Raw genomic sequence first — 20,336 nt, forward strand, 5'->3', positions numbered from 1 at the left:
TATTAATGAATACCCCAATCCAACTCTTACAGCAAAATTGGAATTATGATACTTTCAGACCGTTACAGGAAGAAATTATCAATGCTGTTGTTGAAAACAATGATACTTTTGCACTACTTCCTACAGGTGGAGGAAAATCTATTTGCTTTCAGATACCTGCATTACTTAAGGAAGGTATTTGCATAGTAACATCACCTCTTATTGCATTAATGCAAGATCAGGTACAGCACTTGCAACAAAAAGGTATAAAAGCGATAGCGTTGACCAGTGGTATTAAATACTCAGAATTAGATACTTTATTAGATAATTGCATTTACGGTAATTATAAATTCTTATATCTTTCTCCAGAACGTCTTCAACAGGATTTAGTAAAGGAACGGTTAAAAAGAATGAATATTAACCTAATTGCAATAGATGAAGCACATTGTATTTCGCAATGGGGTAATGACTTTAGACCTTCTTACAAAAAAATAAAAGTTTTAAGAGAAATCAAACCAGCTGTTCCCATGATCGCTTTAACAGCATCTGCTACTCCAGAAGTTGTAGATGATATTATTAAAGAACTGGATTTGTTTCAACCCAAAATATTCAGGCAATCTTTTTATCGAAGTAATTTGGGATACATGGTATATCACACACTTGATAAAAATGATAAACTCATTCGAATCCTGAATAAATATAAAGGAAGCTCGATTGTATACGTGCGAAACCGAAAGTCTGCAATCGAAATTAGTGATTTCTTACGTGATTCTGGATTTGCTGCCACCTACTATCATGGAGGTGTTGATACTAAAGAAAAAACGAAACGTTTTCAACAATGGATTAGTGAAGAGATCCAAATAATGGTCGCTACAAATGCTTTTGGGATGGGTATCGATAAAGCAAACGTAAAAACGATAATACATTACAACATTCCAGAAAGTATAGAAAGTTATTTTCAGGAAGCTGGAAGAGCAGGGCGCAATGGCGAGACTTCTTATGCTTTTCTGTTAAAAAACGAAAATGATATTTTAAGAGTACAAAATCAGTTTATTAAGGTATTACCAAACATTGATTTTGTGAAATCGGTATATCGCAAATTATGCAACTACTTTAGAATATCCTACGGAGAAGGAGAGCAAACTGTGCATGGTTTCAATTTTAATATCTTTTGCAAAACATATAAATTTCCTACATTAATGACATACAATGCACTACAATATTTAGATCGTTGTAGTGTTATTAATTTTACACAACGGTTTACAAAAAAAAGTAGCTTACATGTAACTACTACAGGAAACCAATTACTAAACTATATAGAGAATAATCCTCATCTGGAATTAATAACAAAAGCCATATTGCGAACTTATGGAGGTATTTTTGATGAAGAGGTAACTATTAACCTATCGCTTATTGCATCAAAAGTAAATACTATAGAAAATACTGTTATTGAAGTATTAGAAAAATTGCAGGAAGCAGATCTAGTTTTATTTAACCATAAATTGACAGACGCAGATATTGTTTTTTTAGTACCAAGAGAAGATGATCATACTATCAATAGAGTAAAACCATTTATAAAAGAGCTTAACGATTCTAAAACTAACAAAGTAAAAAACATGATTGGTTTTGTACAAAATGAAACCTTATGTAGAAATAAGCAACTACTCTCCTACTTTGGAGAAAAGAATGCTAAGAATTGTGGTGTTTGTAGTGTTTGTGTTTCAAAAAAGAATACAAAGGTTGACCCCCAAGAAATTAGAAATGATATCATATCATTATTGCAAAACAAACAATTGTCTTCCAGAGCTATTTTAACCCAATTAAAATATCCAGAAGAACCTGCACTTGCCGTACTAAGAGAGTTAAATGAACGTAACATAATAAAAATTGATCAACATAATAACTATCAACTACTATAAATAAATAATGAGAGACTTACGAATTCTATTTATGGGAACTCCAGATTTTGCTGTAGCAACCCTAAAAACTATTATAGAAAGCAACTACAATGTGGTAGGTGTTATTACCGCTCCAGACAGACCAGCAGGAAGAGGAAGAAAACTAAGAGCGTCAGCAGTTAAAGAATATGCAATGTCTCAAAACCTTACGATACTTCAACCTACCAATTTAAAGGATGAAAAATTCATTGAAGAGTTGAAAGCATTAGAAGCTAATCTTAATATTGTTGTTGCCTTCAGAATGTTGCCAAAAGTAGTTTGGGATATGCCAGAATACGGAACATTTAATTTACATGCATCCTTATTACCAGACTATAGAGGTGCTGCTCCGATAAATTGGGCAATTATCAATGGAGAACAAAAAACTGGAATCACTACTTTTTTTATTGATGAAAAAATTGATACAGGTCATATTATCCTCCAAAAAGAAATTTCTATTGAAGATAAGTATACAGCAGGTATTCTGCATGATAAATTAATGATAGAAGGAGCTACTCTTGTAATTGATACCATTAAAGCAATAGAAAATGAAACGGTAACAACCACAGAACAACCAAAAGAAGGGGAATTAAAAACAGCTTATAAATTGAATCGAGAAAATACCAAAATTAATTGGCTTGATTCTATACATAATATCTATAATCTTATTAGAGGACTAACCCCATACCCAACTGCCTGGTGTTTACTTCATAATAAAGGAGAAGAAGTTGCTATCAAAATATATAATGCTACCATGGAAAAAGAAGAGCACAATTTTGATATAGGTAAAATTATTGTTGAAGGTTCTTTGGTAAAGGTTGCTGTAGAAAAAGGATATCTTATTCTTAATAAAATTCAACTTCCGGGGAAAAAAGCAATGGACACCGCTGCTTTATTAAATGGGTACACCTTTTATAAGGATGCAAAAATGGCCTGAGCCCTCGCTATCACTAGAGTAAGAAAATTCATAAAAAACATACTTGTTTATTAACAATCCTCTTGAGTTATCAACAAAACCCCGTATTTACTGGGCTAATCCTTGCACGAATCATAAATCCGTATAAATTTGTAGAGCGTTTAACAAAAATTTGGTTTAACCAACAATTAATTTAAAAACAGAATTATGAACAAAACAGAATTAATCGATGCAATGGCAGCTGATGCTGGAATTACAAAAGCAGCAGCAAAGAAAGCTTTAGAATCTTTCTTAGGAAATGTAGAAGGTTCTCTTAAAAAAGGTGGCCGTGTTTCTTTAGTAGGATTTGGATCTTGGTCAGTTTCTAAAAGAGCTGCAAGAGAAGGTAGAAACCCTCAAACAGGTAAAACTATCAAAATTGCTGCTAAAAATGTTGTAAAGTTCAAAGCTGGTGCAGATTTATCTAGTTCAGTTAACTAATTTAATTAGTTTTTGATATTATAGAAAGCTCCCTAATTAGGGGGCTTTTTTTTATGAATAAACCACAAAAATCAAGCAACTCCTTTGATTATTAGAAATAATTATTTAGTTTTAGAATAAACTAACACCATCCATGATATCACTTCAACCCGCAAAAGGACATCTGCTTATTGCTGAACCATCAATTATTGGTGATGTGTCTTTTAACCGTTCAGTGGTATTGTTAGCTGATCATAGTGACCAAGGTTCTATTGGATTTATTATGAACAAACCGCTAGATTATGTACTGTCAGATTTAGTACCTGAAGTAGAGGCTGAATTTAAAATATATAATGGTGGTCCTGTAGAACAGGATAATTTATACTTCATTCATAAAATCCCTGACCTAATACCTAATAGTGTAGAGATTTCTTCTGGAATTTATTGGGGAGGAGATTTTTCTGTTGTATCTACATTGATAGCAGAAAGCAAAATAACTCCTAATGAAATTCGGTTTTTTTTAGGATATTCTGGTTGGGATGCTGAGCAATTAATTCAAGAACTAGAAGCCAACTCATGGGTTATTGTAAAAAACACTTATGAAAAAAATATCATTGGTAAATCCTATAATACTTTTTGGAAAGAAAAAATGATAGAACTAGGTGGAGAATATTTACTGTGGTCTAATGCTCCAGAAAACCCTAGCTATAACTAATCACCAATTCTAATTCTTGCATTTAACATTCCTAATAGCCTTCTAGATATGTTAGATCCATACTCTTTTTTTCTAAATTTGGTAATGGGTTGTATTCCAGTAACTACATTTGTAATAAATAATTCGTCTGCTTTTTGTAATTCAAAAGGAGAAATAGATGCTTCTTCTATTTCATATTCAGGAAGTTTGTCAAGAATTCTCAGTAATTGAGTTCTTAAAACTCCTTTTAAACAACCATCAGATATGGGTGGAGTTTTAATTTTATTCTCTTTAACTAAAAACAAATTACCATTTAACGCCTCTATGACCATTTTATTAACGTTAAGTAACAAGCAATTATCAAAACCATTTTCCTTTGCAAAAATCCCACCTAAAATATTAACTAACTTATTGTTAGATTTCAAAGTAGAAAGTAAATCCGCGGCGATATAATGGTCCTTGAATAAGGTTACCGTATTTAACTCGTCTTTAATAGTATAAAAAGTATTTGTAAGTGGAGCCACAGAAATAGTATATTCAATCTTATTATCTGCAGGTGTATATAAACCTCCTGCTTTTCGATTGACAATAATCTTCACTCTAACCGAAGAATTTATCAAATTACTTTTCTTAATGAGATTTATTATTTCTTGTTGTAAAAACTCTGGAGTAAAACTCATAGGGATTTCCATTCGTAAAATCCTCATGGAAGCCATTAACCTAAAATAGTGATCTTCCCAAAAAAGTATACTTCCAGAATTTACTCTTATAGTTTCGAATATCGCGTCACCATACGCATATCCTCTATTTGCAATAGATAATGAAGCTTCATTATCACTTACTAGATTTCCGTTAATATTAACCATAAAAAAAGCCCCTTATTACCAATTATTATTGGGCGGGGCAAATATACGTTATAAAAATAAAGGAATTATGAAGAACCTAAAACATGTTTTAAATTGCTTATCATATTATCCCACAACATTTTATTTTCTTCAATTTCGTCATCATCAGAGAAGTCTGTAACCATTAGAGAAACATCTTTGGTAATTTCGTCGACTTGTATACGCATTTCGAAAAAATAATCATTTCCATCTTCGTCATCAGCCATCCATCTGAACTTGATTCTTTCTCCACTTTTCTTACTTAGAAGTTTTGCTTCCTCCTCACTATCATCCCATATAAATGTAAACATTTCTCCTCTAGAATTTACATTATCAGAAAACCACTCAGAAAGCCCTGAAGGTGTAGAAATATATTGGTATAATAACTGTGGAGAGGATTGTATTACAAATTCAAGTTCGTATTTTATTTTTTCAGACATATTGCAAATTGTTAGTAAGCCAATATATAGATTAATTATTTACTTTAAAAGTATTTGAAAAAAATTAATTACACTTTATTGTTTGCTACAATACTTTTTGTTTTTATATTTGCACCCGAATTAAAATGATGTAGCATCTATTTGGCGAGGTAGCTCAGCTGGTTAGAGCGTTGGATTCATAACCCAGAGGTCGGGGGATCGTGCCCCCCTCTCGCTACAGTAATTCGTTAAAAGCCCTTATTTTAAGGGCTTTTTTTTATTTTACACATACTCCCAAAAATAAATTTAAGGGCTATATCAAGAGCTCTTGCACATTCTTATAAACTACTTCTTTATCCAAACAATTCCTTTAGCATAAATCAATCATCAAGTAGTTTTTCTTTAAATCAATATTCATTAATTCTTTTTAAAGAATAAACTAAGAATGAAGTATTATAGAGTAATACTCTTTCTCATCTATAATTCAGAGAGATCTAATAAAATTAACTTTAAACCATAGCAAGTTTTATCGAAAAATCTACAACGTAATACCACTATAAATCTCGAACTTAATTTCAAATAAAAAACCATCTTAAAATTTAAGATGGTTTAGATTATTAGTTGTTAGTGATGTAATCGTTACATCTGCTTATTTAAAGCATCGATCTGTTGAGATTTTTTCTGAATATATTTACTCATTTTCTCTATTTCATCTCCAGAAAGTGTAGAAATCAATGTTCTATATTGTTTAGTTAAACTACTACTGGCTTCACTTAATTTTAAAAAAGCATCCATATCTGCTTTTGCTTCTACAGCTTTTTTATAATTCGCTACATATGCTTCATAATCCCTAACATATTTTCTAGCTGCTGTATTTTCAAAAGATGGAGCTCCTGGAGGAACGATGTCAGTTTTTGGTTTCTTTTTTTTCTTTTTCTTCTTTTTTACAACAGGTTTCTTTTCTTCAACTACCTCTTCTGCAACATCTGTTGAGTCTACAACCTCTTCTACTACTTCTAACTTATCAGATTTAGGGTCTTTTTTACACGATACTATAGACGCGAATAAAAGACATAAAAGTGAACTCAAAAAGATATTTCTCATAATTATAACAGGCTATTAATTAGTTTTTATTCAAAGTTATTTATTGATTAGCCAATTTTATGTTAAACTCGCTTATTGCAAAAGTACCTTTAATTCTTCTAAATTCATTGTTTCCTGAGTACCAGTTTCCATGTTTTTTACTGTAAACATGTTATTTTCAATTTCTGAAGTCCCAGCAAGAATTACAAAAGGAATAACTCTCTTATTGGCATACTTCATCTGCTTATTCATTTTAGCACTGTCAGGATACAATTCTGCAATGATCCCATAATCCCTAAGCTGATGTATAGTTTTTAGACAATATAATGCTTCAGTTTCACCAAAATTAACAAATAATACTTTTGTTGAAGGAGCTACGGTTTTAGGAAACAACCCTAATTCTTCAAGTACCAAATATATTCTATCCAATCCAAAAGAAATACCAACACCACTTACATCTTTTAATCCAAAAATACCTGTAAGATCATCATAACGACCTCCTCCTCCTATAGATCCCATCTTCACTCCTTCTGGAGCAGAAACCTCAAAAATCGCACCAGTATAATAGTTTAAACCACGTGCCAGCGTAACATCCAGATCAAGTACAGCGGTGTCTAAAGGGATTTCATTGATTGTATTCGTAATAAATTCTAATTCTTCTACTCCTTTTATTCCCTCTTCAGAAGCACTTAATAATTCCCTTAATTTATTAATTTTTTCTGACGTAGTCCCAGTAAAATTGAAAAGAGGTTTTACTTTTTCAATAGCTGCCTCAGAAATTCCTTTATTCAGCATTTCTTTTTTAACTCCTTCTTCACCTATTTTATCCAACTTATCAAGAGCTACTGTAAAGTCAATCAATTTATCACTTGCACCTATAACCTCTGCTATTCCAGATAGAATTTTGCGGTTATTCATTTTAATCGTAACCCCTTTTAAACCAAGTTTACTAAATACTTTATCATATAGCTGAATGAAATCAACTTCTTGCCATAGAGATCTACTTCCTACCACATCTGCATCACATTGATAAAATTCTCTAAATCGACCTTTCTGTGGTCGATCTGCGCGCCAAACAGGTTGTATTTGATATCTTTTAAACGGAAAATCAATTTCATTTTGATGCTGTACTACATAACGAGCAAACGGAACTGTCAGATCATATCGAAGTGCTTTTTCACTTATTTTAGAAGTAATTTTTGCACTTTCTTTACTGGCATATAACGAATCATCAACTTTATTCAGATAATCTCCACTATTTAATATATTAAAAATCAACCGATCACCTTCTTCTCCATACTTCCCCATTAGCGTATCACTATTTTCAAAACTTGGAGTTTCAATAGGATGAAATCCAAATAATTGAAACTGTTCTTTAATAGTATTTATGATATAATTTCTCTTTGCGACTTCTACTGGTGAAAAATCCCGAGTTCCTTTTGGTATAGAAGGTTTCTGTGCCATTATTAATTGTTTGCTTATTATTTTTTTTGTTATCAGTTTCAGATTACCTATTAGCAAACACTAACCATCCACTACTAACTTTTTAAGGATGTAAATATCTAAAAAAGCTTTAAAATTTTAGTGGAAAACCACAAAGAGTTTTACTTACTGTCATAAAATTTAGTTTTTTGAGTAACTTTAAGCACGTTTTGTAGTCTTATACTTCAAACGACACTAATTAACTCATTATGTTTTCACTTTTCAGAGAGAATATCCGTATTGCACTAGACTCTATAAAAGGTCAGTTATTACGAACAATTCTTACCGTTTTAATCATCGCTATTGGTATTACAGCTTTAGTAGGTATCCTAACGTTTCTGGGTGCTCTAGAAAAAACTATTACTGGAGATTTTGCATCCATGGGGTCTAATACTTTTAATATACAACGTTATGAGTTTACTACCAGAGGAAATAGAGATAGAGAAAAAATAAATCCGATTATTAATTATCGAAATGTGAAACAGTTTAAGGATAAGTTTCAATATCCTTTTTCTAAAACTTCTATTTCTTTTACAGGAACCAGAAATGCTGAAGTCAAATATGAAAATGAAAAAACAGATCCAGAAGCTTCTGTAGTAGGTGTTAACGAAAATTATCTAGAAAATACGGGAACAGAAGTAGAAACTGGAAGGAATTTTACTTTTTTTGATATAGAAAACAATAATAATGTCTGCTTAATTGGATCAGATTTTTCAAAAAATATTTTTAAAGATGTAGATCCTCTTAATAAAACCGTCAGTATTAGAGGCGTTAAATTTAAAGTAATAGGTGTTTTAGAAAGTAAAGGTGCAACTTTTAGAGACAATCAAGATCTTAAAGTACTTATTCCTCTGCAAGTTGCTAGGTCCATTTACACACTACCTAACATCAATTATAATATTAGCGTAAAAGTAGATGACAAACAATTTTTAGAAGGCGCACAAGATGAAGCTATTATCACTTTTAGAAACATAAGAGGATTAAATCCTGTAGAAGACAATAATTTTGGACTAGAACGAAGTGATGATCTTATCAATCGGATTTCGAGTATTACTTCTTATTTATACTGGGCTGCCTGGATCATTAGTATTATAACCATTTTCGGGTCTTCTATCGCATTAATGAATATCATGTTAGTATCAGTTACAGAACGTACGAGAGAGATTGGGGTACGTAAAGCACTTGGTGCAAAAAAACAGACTATTTCGAGTCAGTTCTTTATGGAAACTGTGATCATTGGACAAATTGGAGGTATCGTAGGAATTATTTTAGGAATCGCATTAGGAAGTCTGGCTGCTGTACTATCAGATTTTCAGTTTACAATTCCTTGGTTAGCAATAATTGCCGCGGTAGTTACTTCTTTCTTAACTGCTGTTGTCTCTGGATCTTACCCTGCTGTAAAGGCAGCACGACAAGACCCAATAGAATCTTTAAGATATGAGTAAAAAGCAAGTTTACTCCTTATTTGCTACAAGTTTTTCAAAATATTGAAACAACTCACCCTTGGTAATATTCGCTCCTTGTAAAATAAGTTTAAACTTATCCATATTAGGATCTTCGCTATATTCTTTATTAGCATTATAGAAAGCTACCTGATCATCTAGGAGGTTGTTTCGTAACCAATCGTAACCTTCTTGGGTGGTAATATCGATATCAGGCGCATTTACCTTTATTGCTATTAAATGCATTTCCGTTTCACCTAAATGAAAAAGATGTATTTGGTCTTTAGAGAAATGCTCTAAAAATTCTGCATTACTTAACACACCTTCCCAAACCAGATCACTAAAAATATCCAGTTCCTCCTCTGCTACTTCGGGTTTATTAGTTTTGATCTCGTTCCATTCATCCGCAGTAATAGATTGTGTAGCCAAAAAATTAATAAATTCCTGATGTAATTCTTCTAATTGTTCTTTAGTAAGCCTTTGATACTTCATTATTTCTGATAAAATTGGCTGCAAAAATAGTAATAATTAAAAATCTGCTCCTCATAAAACAGAAGCAGATTTTTTAAATCATCTAAATTTATTTATTTCAATTAAAAATATACCTTAATCCGATCTGTGCCTGCCATCTGGAATCAAGACTAAAATCATTTGCAAATGTTTTGGTTTGTGATGTATCAAAGGAATACGTAGGAATATTTGTTGCATCTACAGAAACTCCAAGAGGTTGATCATTTACAGGGATTTCGATTACTCCCCAATCCGAATTTAATAAATTACCAAAATTAAGAATATCAACACTTAATTGAATCGTATTTGTCTTGTCCCCTATTTGGAAATTATAATCTTGTAGCAATTTTACATCCCATCTTCCTCTCCAGGGACTCAAAATAGCATATTTCTCTGCATAATCCCCTCTGCGCTCACGCAGATACTCATCTTGTTGTATATACGCTTCAAAAGCAGCTCTTTGATCAGCTTGTTCCATAGCATTCCCACTAAAGGTGTATGTAGCTAATTCATCTGAGGTTGGAATATAAATCAAATCATTCAATACAGAACCGTCATTATTTATATCTCCAGAATAAGTATAAGAAAATCTTCCTCCTTGTGCATATTCATAAAAAGCTCCTAATGAGGTTTTCCATTGTTTATTTTTACCATAACTAAAAGCTTTATTAAGTTGTCCCACTATTCTATGTTTATCACCATAGCGAGAAGCAGAGCTTACTGCTTGATTTACATTTCCCAAAGCAGGATTTCTATCATAAGCATCACTAGAAATTTCAGCATCCAAAGAACTTGCATCTTCTGATTCTAGGTAATTGTACGCAATACTGGCAAACAATCCATTCTTGAAACTCTTTTGCAATTTAAAAGACCAATTAAAAGAATACCCTACATTAGTATTTGTGAACACATATGCATTGGTAATTCCTCCAAATTCATTTACTGCTCTATCCGATGCTTGGTAAATTGGTCTATTATCAACACCATTTAATGTTCCTGTAGGTCTGGCTAAACCATAATTCCTTACCATCTGCGCATTAATGTCTTCTGTATAAATTAAATCTGTAGAAGCTATAATTCCATTTTTAAACTTATAATCCACTCCTAAACTATTTCTAAACACTTGCGGAAACTGAAAATTAGGCGCTGACGTTGTATAAAAAAAGAAATTAGGGTTTGCTACTTGATTTCCTATCCATACAAAAGGCAATCTACCAGTAAAAATTCCTGTTCCTCCTCGAATTTGGAGTGTTTTATCACCTTTTACATCGTAATTAAATCCTAATCTTGGAGAGATCAACAATTCTTTTGAAGGTAAATCCAAACTATTTAATTGAGTTTGGGTTCCATTTTCATCAAAATAAGTGATTCCTGGTTGGTAATTACCATCAGGAAAAGTACCTCCTGCTGCTCTTTCTATATTTTCGGCAATTTTATCTCTGGTATCAAAAAACAAAGGTTGATCTACACGAATTCCATAAGTTAAAGTAAACTTATCGTTAATCCTCCATTTGTCTTGGACATAAAAAGCCAATTGTCCAACATTGGTTTCGGCAAGTGCCCAATTGCCTGTCGTATTATTAGTGTCAAATACATTTTGAGCATTTGCTAACGCCTCTGCAATTAGTCCATTATTAATTGCTTGCTCAAAACTGTTTGTAGAACCTGGAGTTATTCTAACGCTATCAAAATCAGGAGCAAATGTACCAACACCTCCATTAGCATTAAAATATGTATATACCCCAAGATTAAAAGAATTATCAAACTCAAAACGTTCAAAACTACCACCTATAGTTACCGTATGCTTTCCTGTTACTATATTTAAATTGTTCGTTACCTGATATACTTTTTGCTCTAATCGGTTATTAATAGAGAAAGGTTCATGACCTGCTACAATATATCTCACACCATCTTGTGCAATATTGATTGGTGGAGCTGGTGCTGAAAAAGGATCTCTACTATCATCAAATAAGGTGTATCCTGCTTGAAACTTATTAGATATATTACCTGCAAAATTTGAGTTTAACTCCACTAAAAAGGAATTAATTTTATTATTTATTCTATAGCCAGCATTTCTAAATTGTAAGGTAGTGAGATCAGGACCTCTTCTACCTATTGCTTCTGGATTAGCAGGAAGATCTCGAGAAGCGTCCAGAAAATTGTATATTAAAGCTAAACGATGGTTTGTACTGATATTCCAATCCAGTTTTAAAATTCCTTTGGTAGATTCAGTATTATGTGTATACCCTTCATAAGGCCCTGTTTCATACCCCAAAGCACTTAGTTGTTGAGATACGTAATCTAAATCATCTGCACTTACTCTAGAAACATTTGCACCTGTTAATCCAGGTCTGGCGGCCAAAAAATTAGTTCCCAAATCTTCACGATCATCGATTTCAAAATTTCCAAAAACAAACAATTTATTTTTGACAATTGGTCCTCCGATACTTAAACCATATTGCGCTTGAGTTAAATCTGGTACAATAATATTGTCATCACCTACTTTATCTCCTGTTAAATCTTGATTACGATAAAAACCGTATACAGTTCCTTTCCATTCATTGGTTCCACTTTTTGTAACGGCATTTACAGATGCACCTGTAAACCCAGCTTGTGTTACATCATAAGGTGCTGTTGACACTTGGATCTGATCAATTGCATCTAAAGAAATTGGTTGTGCATTGGTTTGACCTCCTGGAGTTGCAGCATCCAATCCGAAAGGGTTGTTAAAAATTGATCCATCTAAACTAAAATTATTGAATTGATCATTTCTACCTCCAAAAGAACCATTACTAGAAGCTGTAGGTTCTAATCGATAAAAGTCAGCTGCAGAACGCGTAATAGTAGGCAAAGCCTTTAATTCTCTATTACCTATACTGGTTTCTGCTCCAGTTCGCTCGCTACTAAATGTTGCATTCTTACTAGAAGTGATTACAACTTCTTCAAGTTGATTATCATCTTCTACCATAATAACATCAATGTTATAGGTTTGCCCTAATTGAAGAAAAACATCGTCATATACTTTTTTCTTAAAACCGACATAACTTATAGTTACTCTATAAGGACCTCCAACTCTTAGGTTAATAAGGTCAAAACGGCCATCAAAATTGGTAGTCCCTCCATATGTTGTTCCTGTTGGAGAGTGTACTGCTGTGATATTTGCACTTGGTAACAATTGGCTTGCATTATCATATACTAATCCCGAAATATTAGAAGTAGTAACCTGAGCGCTAATTGACATTGCCATCAATACAAAAATCAATGTGAGAAGATTTGTTTTCATTGATTGAGAATTTTGTGTGAATTACCCCTTAATTTAAACAAAAAAAATCGCTCAAATGAGCGATTTTTAATATTGTTATAAACCAGTTATCAACTGATTATCAAATCAATCCAATCTATTTAGCTTGTGCAACTATTTCAAAAGGTACATTAGCAATAACTGCTCTATGAAGACGAACAGATGCTTCATATTGTCCTAAACGTTTAATAGTTCCACCAGGCACTGTAATAAACTTCTTTTCAAGTTCTACACCTTCTTTTGCTAAAGCTTCAGAAACATCAGCGTTAGAGACAGAACCGAATAATTTATCGCCAGATCCTACCTTGGCAGCAATCTTAATTTCAAAAGCAGCAATTTTCTTAGCTATTTTCTCAGCATCTTCGATTTCTTTCTTCTCTTTAAAAGCACGTTGTTTTAACGTTTCTTCTAATACTTTTTTAGCAGATGGAGTTGCTAATACAGCAAAACCTCCAGGAATCAAAAAGTTACGTCCATAACCGTTCTTCACTTCTACCACATCGTCTGCGAATCCTAGATTCTCAACGTCTTTCTTTAATATAAGTTCCATAATGTTATGACTAATTTTATTTTAATAAATCACCAACGTATGGCATTAATGCTAAATGTCTAGCTCTTTTTACTGCTACACTTACTTTACGTTGATACTTTAAAGAAGTTCCTGTAAGACGACGAGGCAATAATTTACCTTGCTCATTTACAAATGCCATTAAGAAATCTGGATCTTTATAATCAATATACTTAATTCCAGACTTTTTGAAACGACAATACTTTTTAGTTTTTGAAGTATCTATATTTAATGGAGTAAGATATCTGATCTCTCCATCTTTTTTTCCTTTAGCTTGTTGTTCTATAGATGACATAATTAAGCTTTTTGTTTGTTTCTATTTCTTCTCTTCTCAGCCCAAGCAATTGCATGCTTATCAAGACGAACAGTAAGATAACGCATTACTCTTTCATCTCTTCTGAACTCAACCTCTACAGTGTTGATAGCTTCTCCTGGTACAGTGTACTCAAATAAGTGATAAAATCCACTTTTCTTGTGCTGGATTGCATATGCAAGCTTTTTCAGCCCCCAGTCTTCTTTAGATATCATCTTGGCACCGTTAGAAACAAGAATGTCTTCGTATTTCTTAACTGTTTCCTTTATCTGCTCTTCAGATAAAACGGGATTCAAGATGAAAACAGTTTCATAATGATTCATAAAAAATCTATTTTTAATTAAATTGGCTGCAAAAGTAACACTATTTTTTTGATTTTCAAACTAAAAAACATCCCGACGAAACACCTTTTTTATCGACAAAAAGCGTAAAATGTTTGTGGAAATAATATATATTCATTAATATTGTATAGAATATTAACCTATGCAAGTGGAACAATCTCAATTAAAATGTGCAGTAGTAGACGATTCTCGTCTGCAAAGACTAGCTATTGTTAAATTAATAGATGAACATTCATCCCTAGAATTAGTGGCGGAGTGGAACAATGCTATTGAGACAAAAAATGGTTTATTAGATACTCCGGTAGATTTGCTATTCCTAGATATTGAAATGCCTATTCTTACTGGATTTGATCTTTTGGATGATTTAGAAAATAAACCTCATATCATTTTTGTTACTGGAAAAACTAAATATGCTTTTAAAGCCTTTGACTATGATGCTATTGATTATTTAAGAAAACCTCTTAAAAAAGATCGATTTAATGCTGCTGTAGAAAAAGCCTTAAGTATGTCTCGTTTAAATTCTGAGCAAGCGGCTATAGAAGATGATGATTATATTTTTGTAAAAAGTAATCTTAAGAAACGTAAAATATTTTTAAGTCAACTAAAATATGTGGAAGCACTAGGTGACTATGTAAAACTTATAATGGAAGACGGTGATCCTATTGTTGTATTGGCTACAATGAAATCCTTTGAGGCTGAATTACCAAGTGATCGTTTTCTTAGAATACATAAGTCATATATAGTGAATCTTGATAAAGTGGAACGATACAATAGTCGTAACATCGAAATCGCTGACGAAAAGATCCCATTAAGTCGACACAAAAAGCATTCTTTAATTGAAGCTTTAAGTAGTTAGAAAAAAAATGTTCATTATAAAATAAAAACTCCCATTTCTAGAAATGGGAGTTTTTATTTTATAGCCTATTTATGCTTTTTAGTATCCGCAAATTAATAATTATCTACATTAATAATTACTCTCACTCCAGAAAATTCTTTAATACTTTTAAAAGATGTATGAATTTTTTTGATTACTTCTTTTGTCTTAGCAAGTGATTGCCCTTGTGGTATTTTAATTAAAATATTTTTATTGTACTGATTTCGTATCCTTGAAATCGGAGGGAATTCTGGACCTAACACGTGTTCTTTAAAAGTAATTGCCAATGATTTAGCTAACCATAATGTAGCTTCATTTACTTTATTATAATCTTTATGGCGTCCTGTGATTTTAATAATTCTATAAAACGGTGGATATTTATATTGATATCTTTCATCTATTTGATCTTTATACATTCCTGCAAAATCATTTACAGATACTTGCTGAAGAATCTGATGATAAGGATTGTATGTCTGGATTAGTACCTTACCTCTTTTTTTTGTTCTACCAGCTCGTCCAGATACCTGTTGCATTAATTGAAAACTACGTTCATGCGCCCTGAAATCAGGAAAATTAAGCAGGTTGTCTGCATTCATAATCCCTACCAGTGTTACATTTCTGAAGTCCAATCCTTTGGTAAGCATCTGCGTTCCTACCAGAATATCTATTTCTCCTTCTTCAAACTTATTTATGATTTTCTCATACCCATGCTTACCTCTTGTAGTATCTTGATCCATTCTGCCAATAGTATGATCAGGAAATAGCTCTTTCAGTTCGTTTTCTATTTGTTCAGTTCCAAAACCTTTAGTAGACAGCTCTGTACTTTCACAAGCCATACATTTTTGCAACATAGCGATATGATATCCGCAATAATGACATCTTAATTGATTACGGTGATTATGATACGTAAGACTCACATCACAATTAGGGCATTGCGGTGAGTGTCCACAGGTATTACATTCTACCACTGGAGAATATCCACGCCTATTTTGAAATAAAATTACCTGTTCATTTTCTTTAAGAGCTTCTTGAATAGCTGTTAACAAGGTATCACTAAAATGCCCTGTCATTTCTTTCTTTTTATACTTTGTTTTAAGATCAACTAAATTGATATCTGGCATAAGTACGTCACCATATCTTCGGTTTAATTCTACCAAGCCATACTTACCTTGTGTAGTATTATAATAGGTTTCTAAAGCAGGTGTAGCAGAACCTAATACAACCTTTGCTTTAAACTGGCTGGACAAAACTACAGCTGTATCTCTGGCATGATATCTAGGAGCTGGATCATATTGCTTAAAAGAACTCTCATGCTCTTCATCAATAATGATTAATCCTAGATTAGTGAACGGAAGAAAAATAGAAGACCTTGCTCCTATTACGATTTGAGCTTTGGACTTCGTATTTTTAACATTATTCCAGGCCTCTACTCTTTCGTTCACTGAATACTTAGAATGATAAACGGTTAGTTTTTCTCCAAAATACTCCTGCAATCTTGTTATTAGCTGGGTAGTCAATGCTATTTCTGGCAACAAATACAAGACTTGTTTACCATTTTGCAATTGTTCTTCGATCAACTTTACATAAACTTCTGTTTTTCCAGAAGAGGTCACTCCGTGTAATAAACAAACTTCCTTTTCTATTAAACTACTTTTAACCTCTTGAAGTGCTTGTTTTTGATACGTATTTAGTTCTTTTGTTCCACTAACGACTTCTCCTTGGTATTGAACTCTATCCGTCTGCAAATGATACTCTTCTAGAATACCTTTATTAATTAATGTTTTAATTACTGTAGCATTACTATTTGCCACTTTAGTTAACTCTCCAACCTTTATATCTTTATTACTTTTAGCCTGTAACATAAATAGATGCATTAAAATATCTTTTTGCTTAGGAGCACGTGTTAATGAATCTAGTAACAATTGTAGCGCATCTTCTTTATTATAGTCGTTATGTAATTTCACATATCTAACTATTTTAGGTTTGTATTGTTCATAGATTTCTTCTTGAACCGTAATAACTTGCTTTTCAATTAATCTTTTTATTATCGGAAGTACATTCTTCTTACCAATAATATTCATGACTTCTTGTATTCGAAGTAAGCTTTGATGCTGCAAAGCTTCATAAATCAAGAACTCATCATCTTTTAAAATACTTTCTTCAATTTCAGATGTATCATTTTTTAGAATAATCGTTTCACTCTCTAATAAAAAAGCACTTGGTAAGGCTGCCCGCATCACTTCACCTTTTGTGCACATATAATATTTTGCAATCCAGGACCAAAGCTCTAATTGATGTATTGTGACTATTGGGGTCTCATCTAAGATATGTTCTATTTCTTTGGCTTCATATATCTGAGGAGCTGTTTGATGAACCCTTGCAACCAAAGCAGCATACACCTTACTTTTACCAAATTGTACGGCCACTCGCATTCCTGGTTTCAGGAATGAAGCTTCATTTTTATTGATACTATAGGTAAACTCTTTATCAAGAGGGATAGGAAGAATTACATCTATAAAATACTTCATTGACACTTTTAATTCAAACAAAAATACATCTTTAGATGAAGAAACTTAAAATATATAAACAATAAAAGCCTGATCAATTGATCAGGCTTTTATTTATTTTGAGGCAATCTTATTTATCCGTTCTGTCCAAGCATTCCACCTTTGATAAGTTTACAAGCTGGCTCATCTCCTAACCAGATTTTAAATAATGCGTATTTAAAATCTCTTCCTTCTATATAACCAACTTCTTCGCCATTTTTAAAGGTTCGAATACCTTTTCCTTTTATATATACTAAGTCAAAAAAGTCATTGATTTGTGTGCTACTACCAAATAATTCTAAAAATTTATCAATTCTGGCATCTAAACTTTGAGTATTACCGAACATAGCATCATCAAAACCTTTTCTGAATACTTTGACCATTCTCTTGTTTGTTACTTTTTTAGAATTGATAACTAATCGAATAGACATACTCTCATCAGCGTCCAGAACCTTTCTGTCGTCACTATACTTGTTTACTGTATACAATCCTCCTGAGTATGTTTCAACTCCTAATACTTTACGAACACCAGCTCCGTTAAGTGTAAGTTCTTCTCCTTCAAAAGTAACTTTATAAGGAACTACTGCGTCTCCAACTCTGATTTGAGCAGTTGCGATGGTTGTCACAACTAATAAGATAGATAGGGTAATTATTTTTTTCATGGTTTCGTTTATTTAAATTACAGAGGGTTAGTTATGTAATTTCAAAAAAACTAACAGTATGAAATGTTAAAGTTTTCTTTAAAAAGAATTTTGAGGTACAAATCAAGATACTTTAATCCACTTTTGAGTCCTAAACAAAAATGCTATATACCCTCTCACGTTCAGTACGTTGGGGTTATCTTCATCTACCCAAATTTTACATCTATATACTTTTCCATTTTCGGGATCCATAATAGTGCCATCATCATATTCATCTCCATCTTTTTCTAAATCTTTAAGAATAACCATCCCTTCTACAGGCTTATTATAATCATCTCCTTCGCATTCTGTACAAAGTCTATTGCGATCAGATTCTTTTAAAATTCGATGGATTTTACCATATAGTTTATCTCCTTTTTTATAGATCTCTACTATCGATCTAGGTTCACCAGTATTATCATCAATGGTCTTCCATTTACCAACAATTTCTTGTTGCGCATTTACAAAACTGGTTAATAAGAATGCTGTAATAATCAAAAAATTAGAAATATTCATTTGGATATGGAGTTTTATGTTTACGATTTCAATATAAAAAATATGGTGAAAACAAAAAAGCTATCTAGACTTAGATAGCTTTTTTGTTTTTTACTTTTATTAAAAAAGAATTACTGTAATCCTAGCATTCCGTTTTTAATTCCTTCACTAGCAGGCTCATCACCAAGCCATATTTTAAATAATGCATATTTAAAGTCACGCCCTTCGACAACACCAAGCTCTTTTCCGTTCTTAAAAGCCTTAATACCTGTATCCTTTATGTATACAATATCAAAAACATCATTTTTCACAATAGGTTCATTAAAAAATTTAATAAACTTATTAATTCTTTCGTCTAGAGCTTTTGTATTACCAAAAGTAGCTTTATTAAAACCGTCGCGTACGGCCTTTATCATTTTCTTTTGAGTAACAAAACCTGATACTATATTTAATTTTATAGCCATTGTTTCATCTGCATCAAGAATTACTCTTGGATCTTTACTTTTATTCTGCAAATAAAGTCCACCAGCATAAAGATCAATCCAGAGCATTTCACGCATCCCCGCTCCGTTTAACTTAAGATCAGTACCTCCGAAATTTTCTTCGTAAGGCAATACAGCTTTACCTACTCTAATTTGTGCCGTAGCATTAGATAAAGAGATAAGTGCAATAAATAGTAAAATAATTTTTCTCATTCGCGTTAAAGTGTTATTTGGGGTGTATTAATATTAAATTTTTCCTTTTACTACAAAAGTAGTAAAAATCTATTATGCATGCATAGTAAAAAGTAAAAAAAACGTTAAATTTATGTATTTCGTCGCTAAAATAGCGCTTTTTATCCTAAAAAGCACCTAACATTTCATTTTTTAATCCTTTGTCTGCTGGTTTATCTCCAATCCAGATATTAAATAGCGCTTCTTTAAAGTCTAATCCCTCTACATGTCCTCTTTCTACACCATCTTTATAAATCACACTACCTTTACCTTGTTCATATACAATATCGTATATCTGACCTACTTCAATTTCGTCTTTTATAAATCCAATAAACGTATCAATTCTTTTATCAATTGCAGCTGTATTATTATTTGTAGATTTCTTAAAACCTTCTCTTAAAGCAGTAACCATTTTGCTTCTTGACATCATTCCTGATAAAATATGTAATTTGATTGCCATCGTTTCATCTGCGGCAGCAATTGCATTAGCACTAGCACTTTTCTTCTTAAGATATAATCCTCCAGCATAAATATCAAAAAAGAACTTCTCTCTCATTCCTGCTCCATTAATCGTCAAGTTTTCTCCACTAAATGTTACCGTATTCGGCAATGTAGCGTCTCCAACTTTGGTTTGTGCCTGAGAGGTTCCTACAGTTACTAAAAGAATAAATAATAAGCTTAATTTTTTCATTTTTATTAA

Annotated in this window: 20 protein-coding genes and 1 tRNA gene; 7 read left to right on the top strand and 14 right to left on the bottom strand. The window is 32.2% G+C overall.

The features are described from left to right. The first annotated feature begins 5 nt into the window (after positions 1-5). The 4 genes from QBK95_RS13485 (at position 6) to QBK95_RS13500 (ending at position 4,006) form a co-directional block, all read left to right on the top strand. Positions 6-1,898, top strand: a complete 1,893-nt coding sequence (locus tag QBK95_RS13485) for a RecQ family ATP-dependent DNA helicase (protein ID WP_280934619.1) — start codon at positions 6-8, stop codon at positions 1,896-1,898. A 7-nt stretch (positions 1,899-1,905) separates the two neighbouring features. After that, entirely contained in the window at positions 1,906-2,853 is a 948-nt protein-coding gene (fmt, locus tag QBK95_RS13490) for a methionyl-tRNA formyltransferase (protein WP_280934622.1), read from the top strand. A 186-nt stretch (positions 2,854-3,039) separates the two neighbouring features. Continuing rightward, positions 3,040-3,312, top strand: a complete 273-nt coding sequence (locus tag QBK95_RS13495; RefSeq protein ID WP_280934624.1) for an HU family DNA-binding protein — start codon at positions 3,040-3,042, stop codon at positions 3,310-3,312. 133 nt (positions 3,313-3,445) lie between these two features. Continuing rightward, positions 3,446-4,006, top strand: a complete 561-nt coding sequence (locus tag QBK95_RS13500) for a YqgE/AlgH family protein (protein ID WP_280934626.1) — start codon at positions 3,446-3,448, stop codon at positions 4,004-4,006. Here the strand turns inward: QBK95_RS13500 and QBK95_RS13505 are convergent. Together QBK95_RS13505 and QBK95_RS13510 are read right to left on the bottom strand one after the other, a co-directional pair. Further along, a complete protein-coding gene (locus tag QBK95_RS13505; protein ID WP_280934628.1) occupies positions 4,003-4,851 on the bottom strand; it encodes an aminotransferase class IV in 849 nt (282 codons plus the stop codon). The genes QBK95_RS13500 and QBK95_RS13505 overlap by 4 nt on opposite strands. Positions 4,852-4,916: 65 nt before the next feature. Beyond that, a complete protein-coding gene (locus QBK95_RS13510) occupies positions 4,917-5,309 on the bottom strand; it encodes an START-like domain-containing protein (RefSeq protein WP_280934631.1) in 393 nt (130 codons plus the stop codon). A gap of 143 nt (positions 5,310-5,452) precedes the next feature. Between QBK95_RS13510 and QBK95_RS13515 the strand changes: the two genes are divergently transcribed. Beyond that, positions 5,453-5,526, top strand: a tRNA-Met gene (locus QBK95_RS13515). Positions 5,527-5,927: 401 nt separating this feature from the next. Here the strand turns inward: QBK95_RS13515 and QBK95_RS13520 are convergent. Together QBK95_RS13520 and hisS are read right to left on the bottom strand one after the other, a co-directional pair. Next, complete coding sequence (locus QBK95_RS13520) at positions 5,928-6,392, bottom strand: hypothetical protein (protein WP_280934633.1); 465 nt, start codon at positions 6,390-6,392, stop codon at positions 5,928-5,930. Positions 6,393-6,464: 72 nt separating this feature from the next. After that, complete coding sequence (gene hisS / locus QBK95_RS13525; RefSeq protein ID WP_280934635.1) at positions 6,465-7,835, bottom strand: histidine--tRNA ligase; 1,371 nt, start codon at positions 7,833-7,835, stop codon at positions 6,465-6,467. A gap of 227 nt (positions 7,836-8,062) precedes the next feature. Between hisS and QBK95_RS13530 the strand changes: the two genes are divergently transcribed. Then, positions 8,063-9,298: an ABC transporter permease gene (locus QBK95_RS13530; protein ID WP_280934637.1), complete on the top strand. Its 1,236-nt coding sequence runs from the start codon at positions 8,063-8,065 to the stop codon at positions 9,296-9,298. A gap of 9 nt (positions 9,299-9,307) precedes the next feature. Here the strand turns inward: QBK95_RS13530 and QBK95_RS13535 are convergent, their stop codons facing one another. The 5 genes from QBK95_RS13535 to rpsF form a co-directional block, all read right to left on the bottom strand. Then, positions 9,308-9,787: a DUF6495 family protein gene (locus tag QBK95_RS13535; protein ID WP_280934640.1), complete on the bottom strand. Its 480-nt coding sequence runs from the start codon at positions 9,785-9,787 to the stop codon at positions 9,308-9,310. Between the two features lie 97 nt (positions 9,788-9,884). Continuing rightward, on the bottom strand, positions 9,885-13,088 hold the full coding sequence (locus tag QBK95_RS13540) for a TonB-dependent receptor (RefSeq protein WP_280934642.1): 3,204 nt from the start codon (positions 13,086-13,088) through the stop codon (positions 9,885-9,887). Between the two features lie 115 nt (positions 13,089-13,203). Next, positions 13,204-13,656, bottom strand: coding sequence for a 50S ribosomal protein L9 (rplI, locus tag QBK95_RS13545; protein WP_280934644.1), 453 nt, complete (start codon positions 13,654-13,656; stop codon positions 13,204-13,206). A 16-nt stretch (positions 13,657-13,672) separates the two neighbouring features. Beyond that, positions 13,673-13,972, bottom strand: coding sequence for a 30S ribosomal protein S18 (rpsR, locus tag QBK95_RS13550; RefSeq protein WP_174412104.1), 300 nt, complete (start codon positions 13,970-13,972; stop codon positions 13,673-13,675). Further along, a complete protein-coding gene (gene rpsF, locus QBK95_RS13555; RefSeq protein ID WP_027391118.1) occupies positions 13,972-14,310 on the bottom strand; it encodes a 30S ribosomal protein S6 in 339 nt (112 codons plus the stop codon). Before rpsF ends, rpsR begins: the two co-directional genes overlap by 1 nt. 160 nt (positions 14,311-14,470) lie before the next feature. On the opposite strand from rpsF, the gene QBK95_RS13560 reads away from it, so the two are divergent. Next, positions 14,471-15,184 (top strand): LytR/AlgR family response regulator transcription factor, encoded by a 714-nt coding sequence (locus tag QBK95_RS13560; RefSeq protein WP_280934649.1) that lies wholly within the window; start codon positions 14,471-14,473, stop codon positions 15,182-15,184. 92 nt (positions 15,185-15,276) lie between these two features. Here QBK95_RS13560 and priA read toward each other — a convergent pair whose 3' ends face one another. From priA to QBK95_RS13585, 5 genes are all read right to left on the bottom strand, one after another. Beyond that, the gene (gene priA, locus QBK95_RS13565; RefSeq protein ID WP_280934652.1) at positions 15,277-17,730 is read right to left on the bottom strand and encodes a replication restart helicase PriA; all 2,454 of its coding nucleotides are present in this window, start codon (positions 17,728-17,730) and stop codon (positions 15,277-15,279) included. Positions 17,731-17,843: 113 nt separating this feature from the next. Further along, positions 17,844-18,410: a chalcone isomerase family protein gene (locus QBK95_RS13570; protein ID WP_280934654.1), complete on the bottom strand. Its 567-nt coding sequence runs from the start codon at positions 18,408-18,410 to the stop codon at positions 17,844-17,846. Positions 18,411-18,512: 102 nt separating this feature from the next. Then, complete coding sequence (locus tag QBK95_RS13575; RefSeq protein ID WP_280934656.1) at positions 18,513-18,944, bottom strand: DUF2147 domain-containing protein; 432 nt, start codon at positions 18,942-18,944, stop codon at positions 18,513-18,515. A 110-nt stretch (positions 18,945-19,054) separates the two neighbouring features. Next, positions 19,055-19,618 (bottom strand): chalcone isomerase family protein, encoded by a 564-nt coding sequence (locus QBK95_RS13580; RefSeq protein ID WP_280934658.1) that lies wholly within the window; start codon positions 19,616-19,618, stop codon positions 19,055-19,057. 145 nt (positions 19,619-19,763) lie between these two features. Further along, the gene (locus tag QBK95_RS13585; protein WP_280934660.1) at positions 19,764-20,327 is read right to left on the bottom strand and encodes a chalcone isomerase family protein; all 564 of its coding nucleotides are present in this window, start codon (positions 20,325-20,327) and stop codon (positions 19,764-19,766) included. Positions 20,328-20,336: the final 9 nt, after the last annotated feature.

This window comes from Aquimarina mycalae (assembly GCF_029906345.1).
GTDB lineage: Bacteria > Bacteroidota > Bacteroidia > Flavobacteriales > Flavobacteriaceae > Aquimarina.

What these genes read in the sequence shown, in the direction of transcription:
- QBK95_RS13485 (WP_280934619.1), top strand. Translation starts at nt 6, where the DNA reads ATGAATACCCCAATCCAACTCTTACAGCAAAATTGGAATTATGATACT.
- fmt (WP_280934622.1), top strand. Translation starts at nt 1,906, where the DNA reads ATGAGAGACTTACGAATTCTATTTATGGGAACTCCAGATTTTGCTGTA.
- QBK95_RS13495 (WP_280934624.1), top strand. Translation starts at nt 3,040, where the DNA reads ATGAACAAAACAGAATTAATCGATGCAATGGCAGCTGATGCTGGAATT.
- QBK95_RS13500 (WP_280934626.1), top strand. Translation starts at nt 3,446, where the DNA reads ATGATATCACTTCAACCCGCAAAAGGACATCTGCTTATTGCTGAACCA.
- QBK95_RS13505 (WP_280934628.1), bottom strand. Translation starts at nt 4,851, where the DNA reads ATGGTTAATATTAACGGAAATCTAGTAAGTGATAATGAAGCTTCATTA.
- QBK95_RS13510 (WP_280934631.1), bottom strand. Translation starts at nt 5,309, where the DNA reads ATGTCTGAAAAAATAAAATACGAACTTGAATTTGTAATACAATCCTCT.
- QBK95_RS13520 (WP_280934633.1), bottom strand. Translation starts at nt 6,392, where the DNA reads ATGAGAAATATCTTTTTGAGTTCACTTTTATGTCTTTTATTCGCGTCT.
- hisS (WP_280934635.1), bottom strand. Translation starts at nt 7,835, where the DNA reads ATGGCACAGAAACCTTCTATACCAAAAGGAACTCGGGATTTTTCACCA.
- QBK95_RS13530 (WP_280934637.1), top strand. Translation starts at nt 8,063, where the DNA reads ATGTTTTCACTTTTCAGAGAGAATATCCGTATTGCACTAGACTCTATA.
- QBK95_RS13535 (WP_280934640.1), bottom strand. Translation starts at nt 9,787, where the DNA reads ATGAAGTATCAAAGGCTTACTAAAGAACAATTAGAAGAATTACATCAG.
- QBK95_RS13540 (WP_280934642.1), bottom strand. Translation starts at nt 13,088, where the DNA reads ATGAAAACAAATCTTCTCACATTGATTTTTGTATTGATGGCAATGTCA.
- rplI (WP_280934644.1), bottom strand. Translation starts at nt 13,656, where the DNA reads ATGGAACTTATATTAAAGAAAGACGTTGAGAATCTAGGATTCGCAGAC.
- rpsF (WP_027391118.1), bottom strand. Translation starts at nt 14,310, where the DNA reads ATGAATCATTATGAAACTGTTTTCATCTTGAATCCCGTTTTATCTGAA.
- QBK95_RS13560 (WP_280934649.1), top strand. Translation starts at nt 14,471, where the DNA reads ATGCAAGTGGAACAATCTCAATTAAAATGTGCAGTAGTAGACGATTCT.
- priA (WP_280934652.1), bottom strand. Translation starts at nt 17,730, where the DNA reads ATGAAGTATTTTATAGATGTAATTCTTCCTATCCCTCTTGATAAAGAG.
- QBK95_RS13570 (WP_280934654.1), bottom strand. Translation starts at nt 18,410, where the DNA reads ATGAAAAAAATAATTACCCTATCTATCTTATTAGTTGTGACAACCATC.
- QBK95_RS13575 (WP_280934656.1), bottom strand. Translation starts at nt 18,944, where the DNA reads ATGAATATTTCTAATTTTTTGATTATTACAGCATTCTTATTAACCAGT.
- QBK95_RS13580 (WP_280934658.1), bottom strand. Translation starts at nt 19,618, where the DNA reads ATGAGAAAAATTATTTTACTATTTATTGCACTTATCTCTTTATCTAAT.
- QBK95_RS13585 (WP_280934660.1), bottom strand. Translation starts at nt 20,327, where the DNA reads ATGAAAAAATTAAGCTTATTATTTATTCTTTTAGTAACTGTAGGAACC.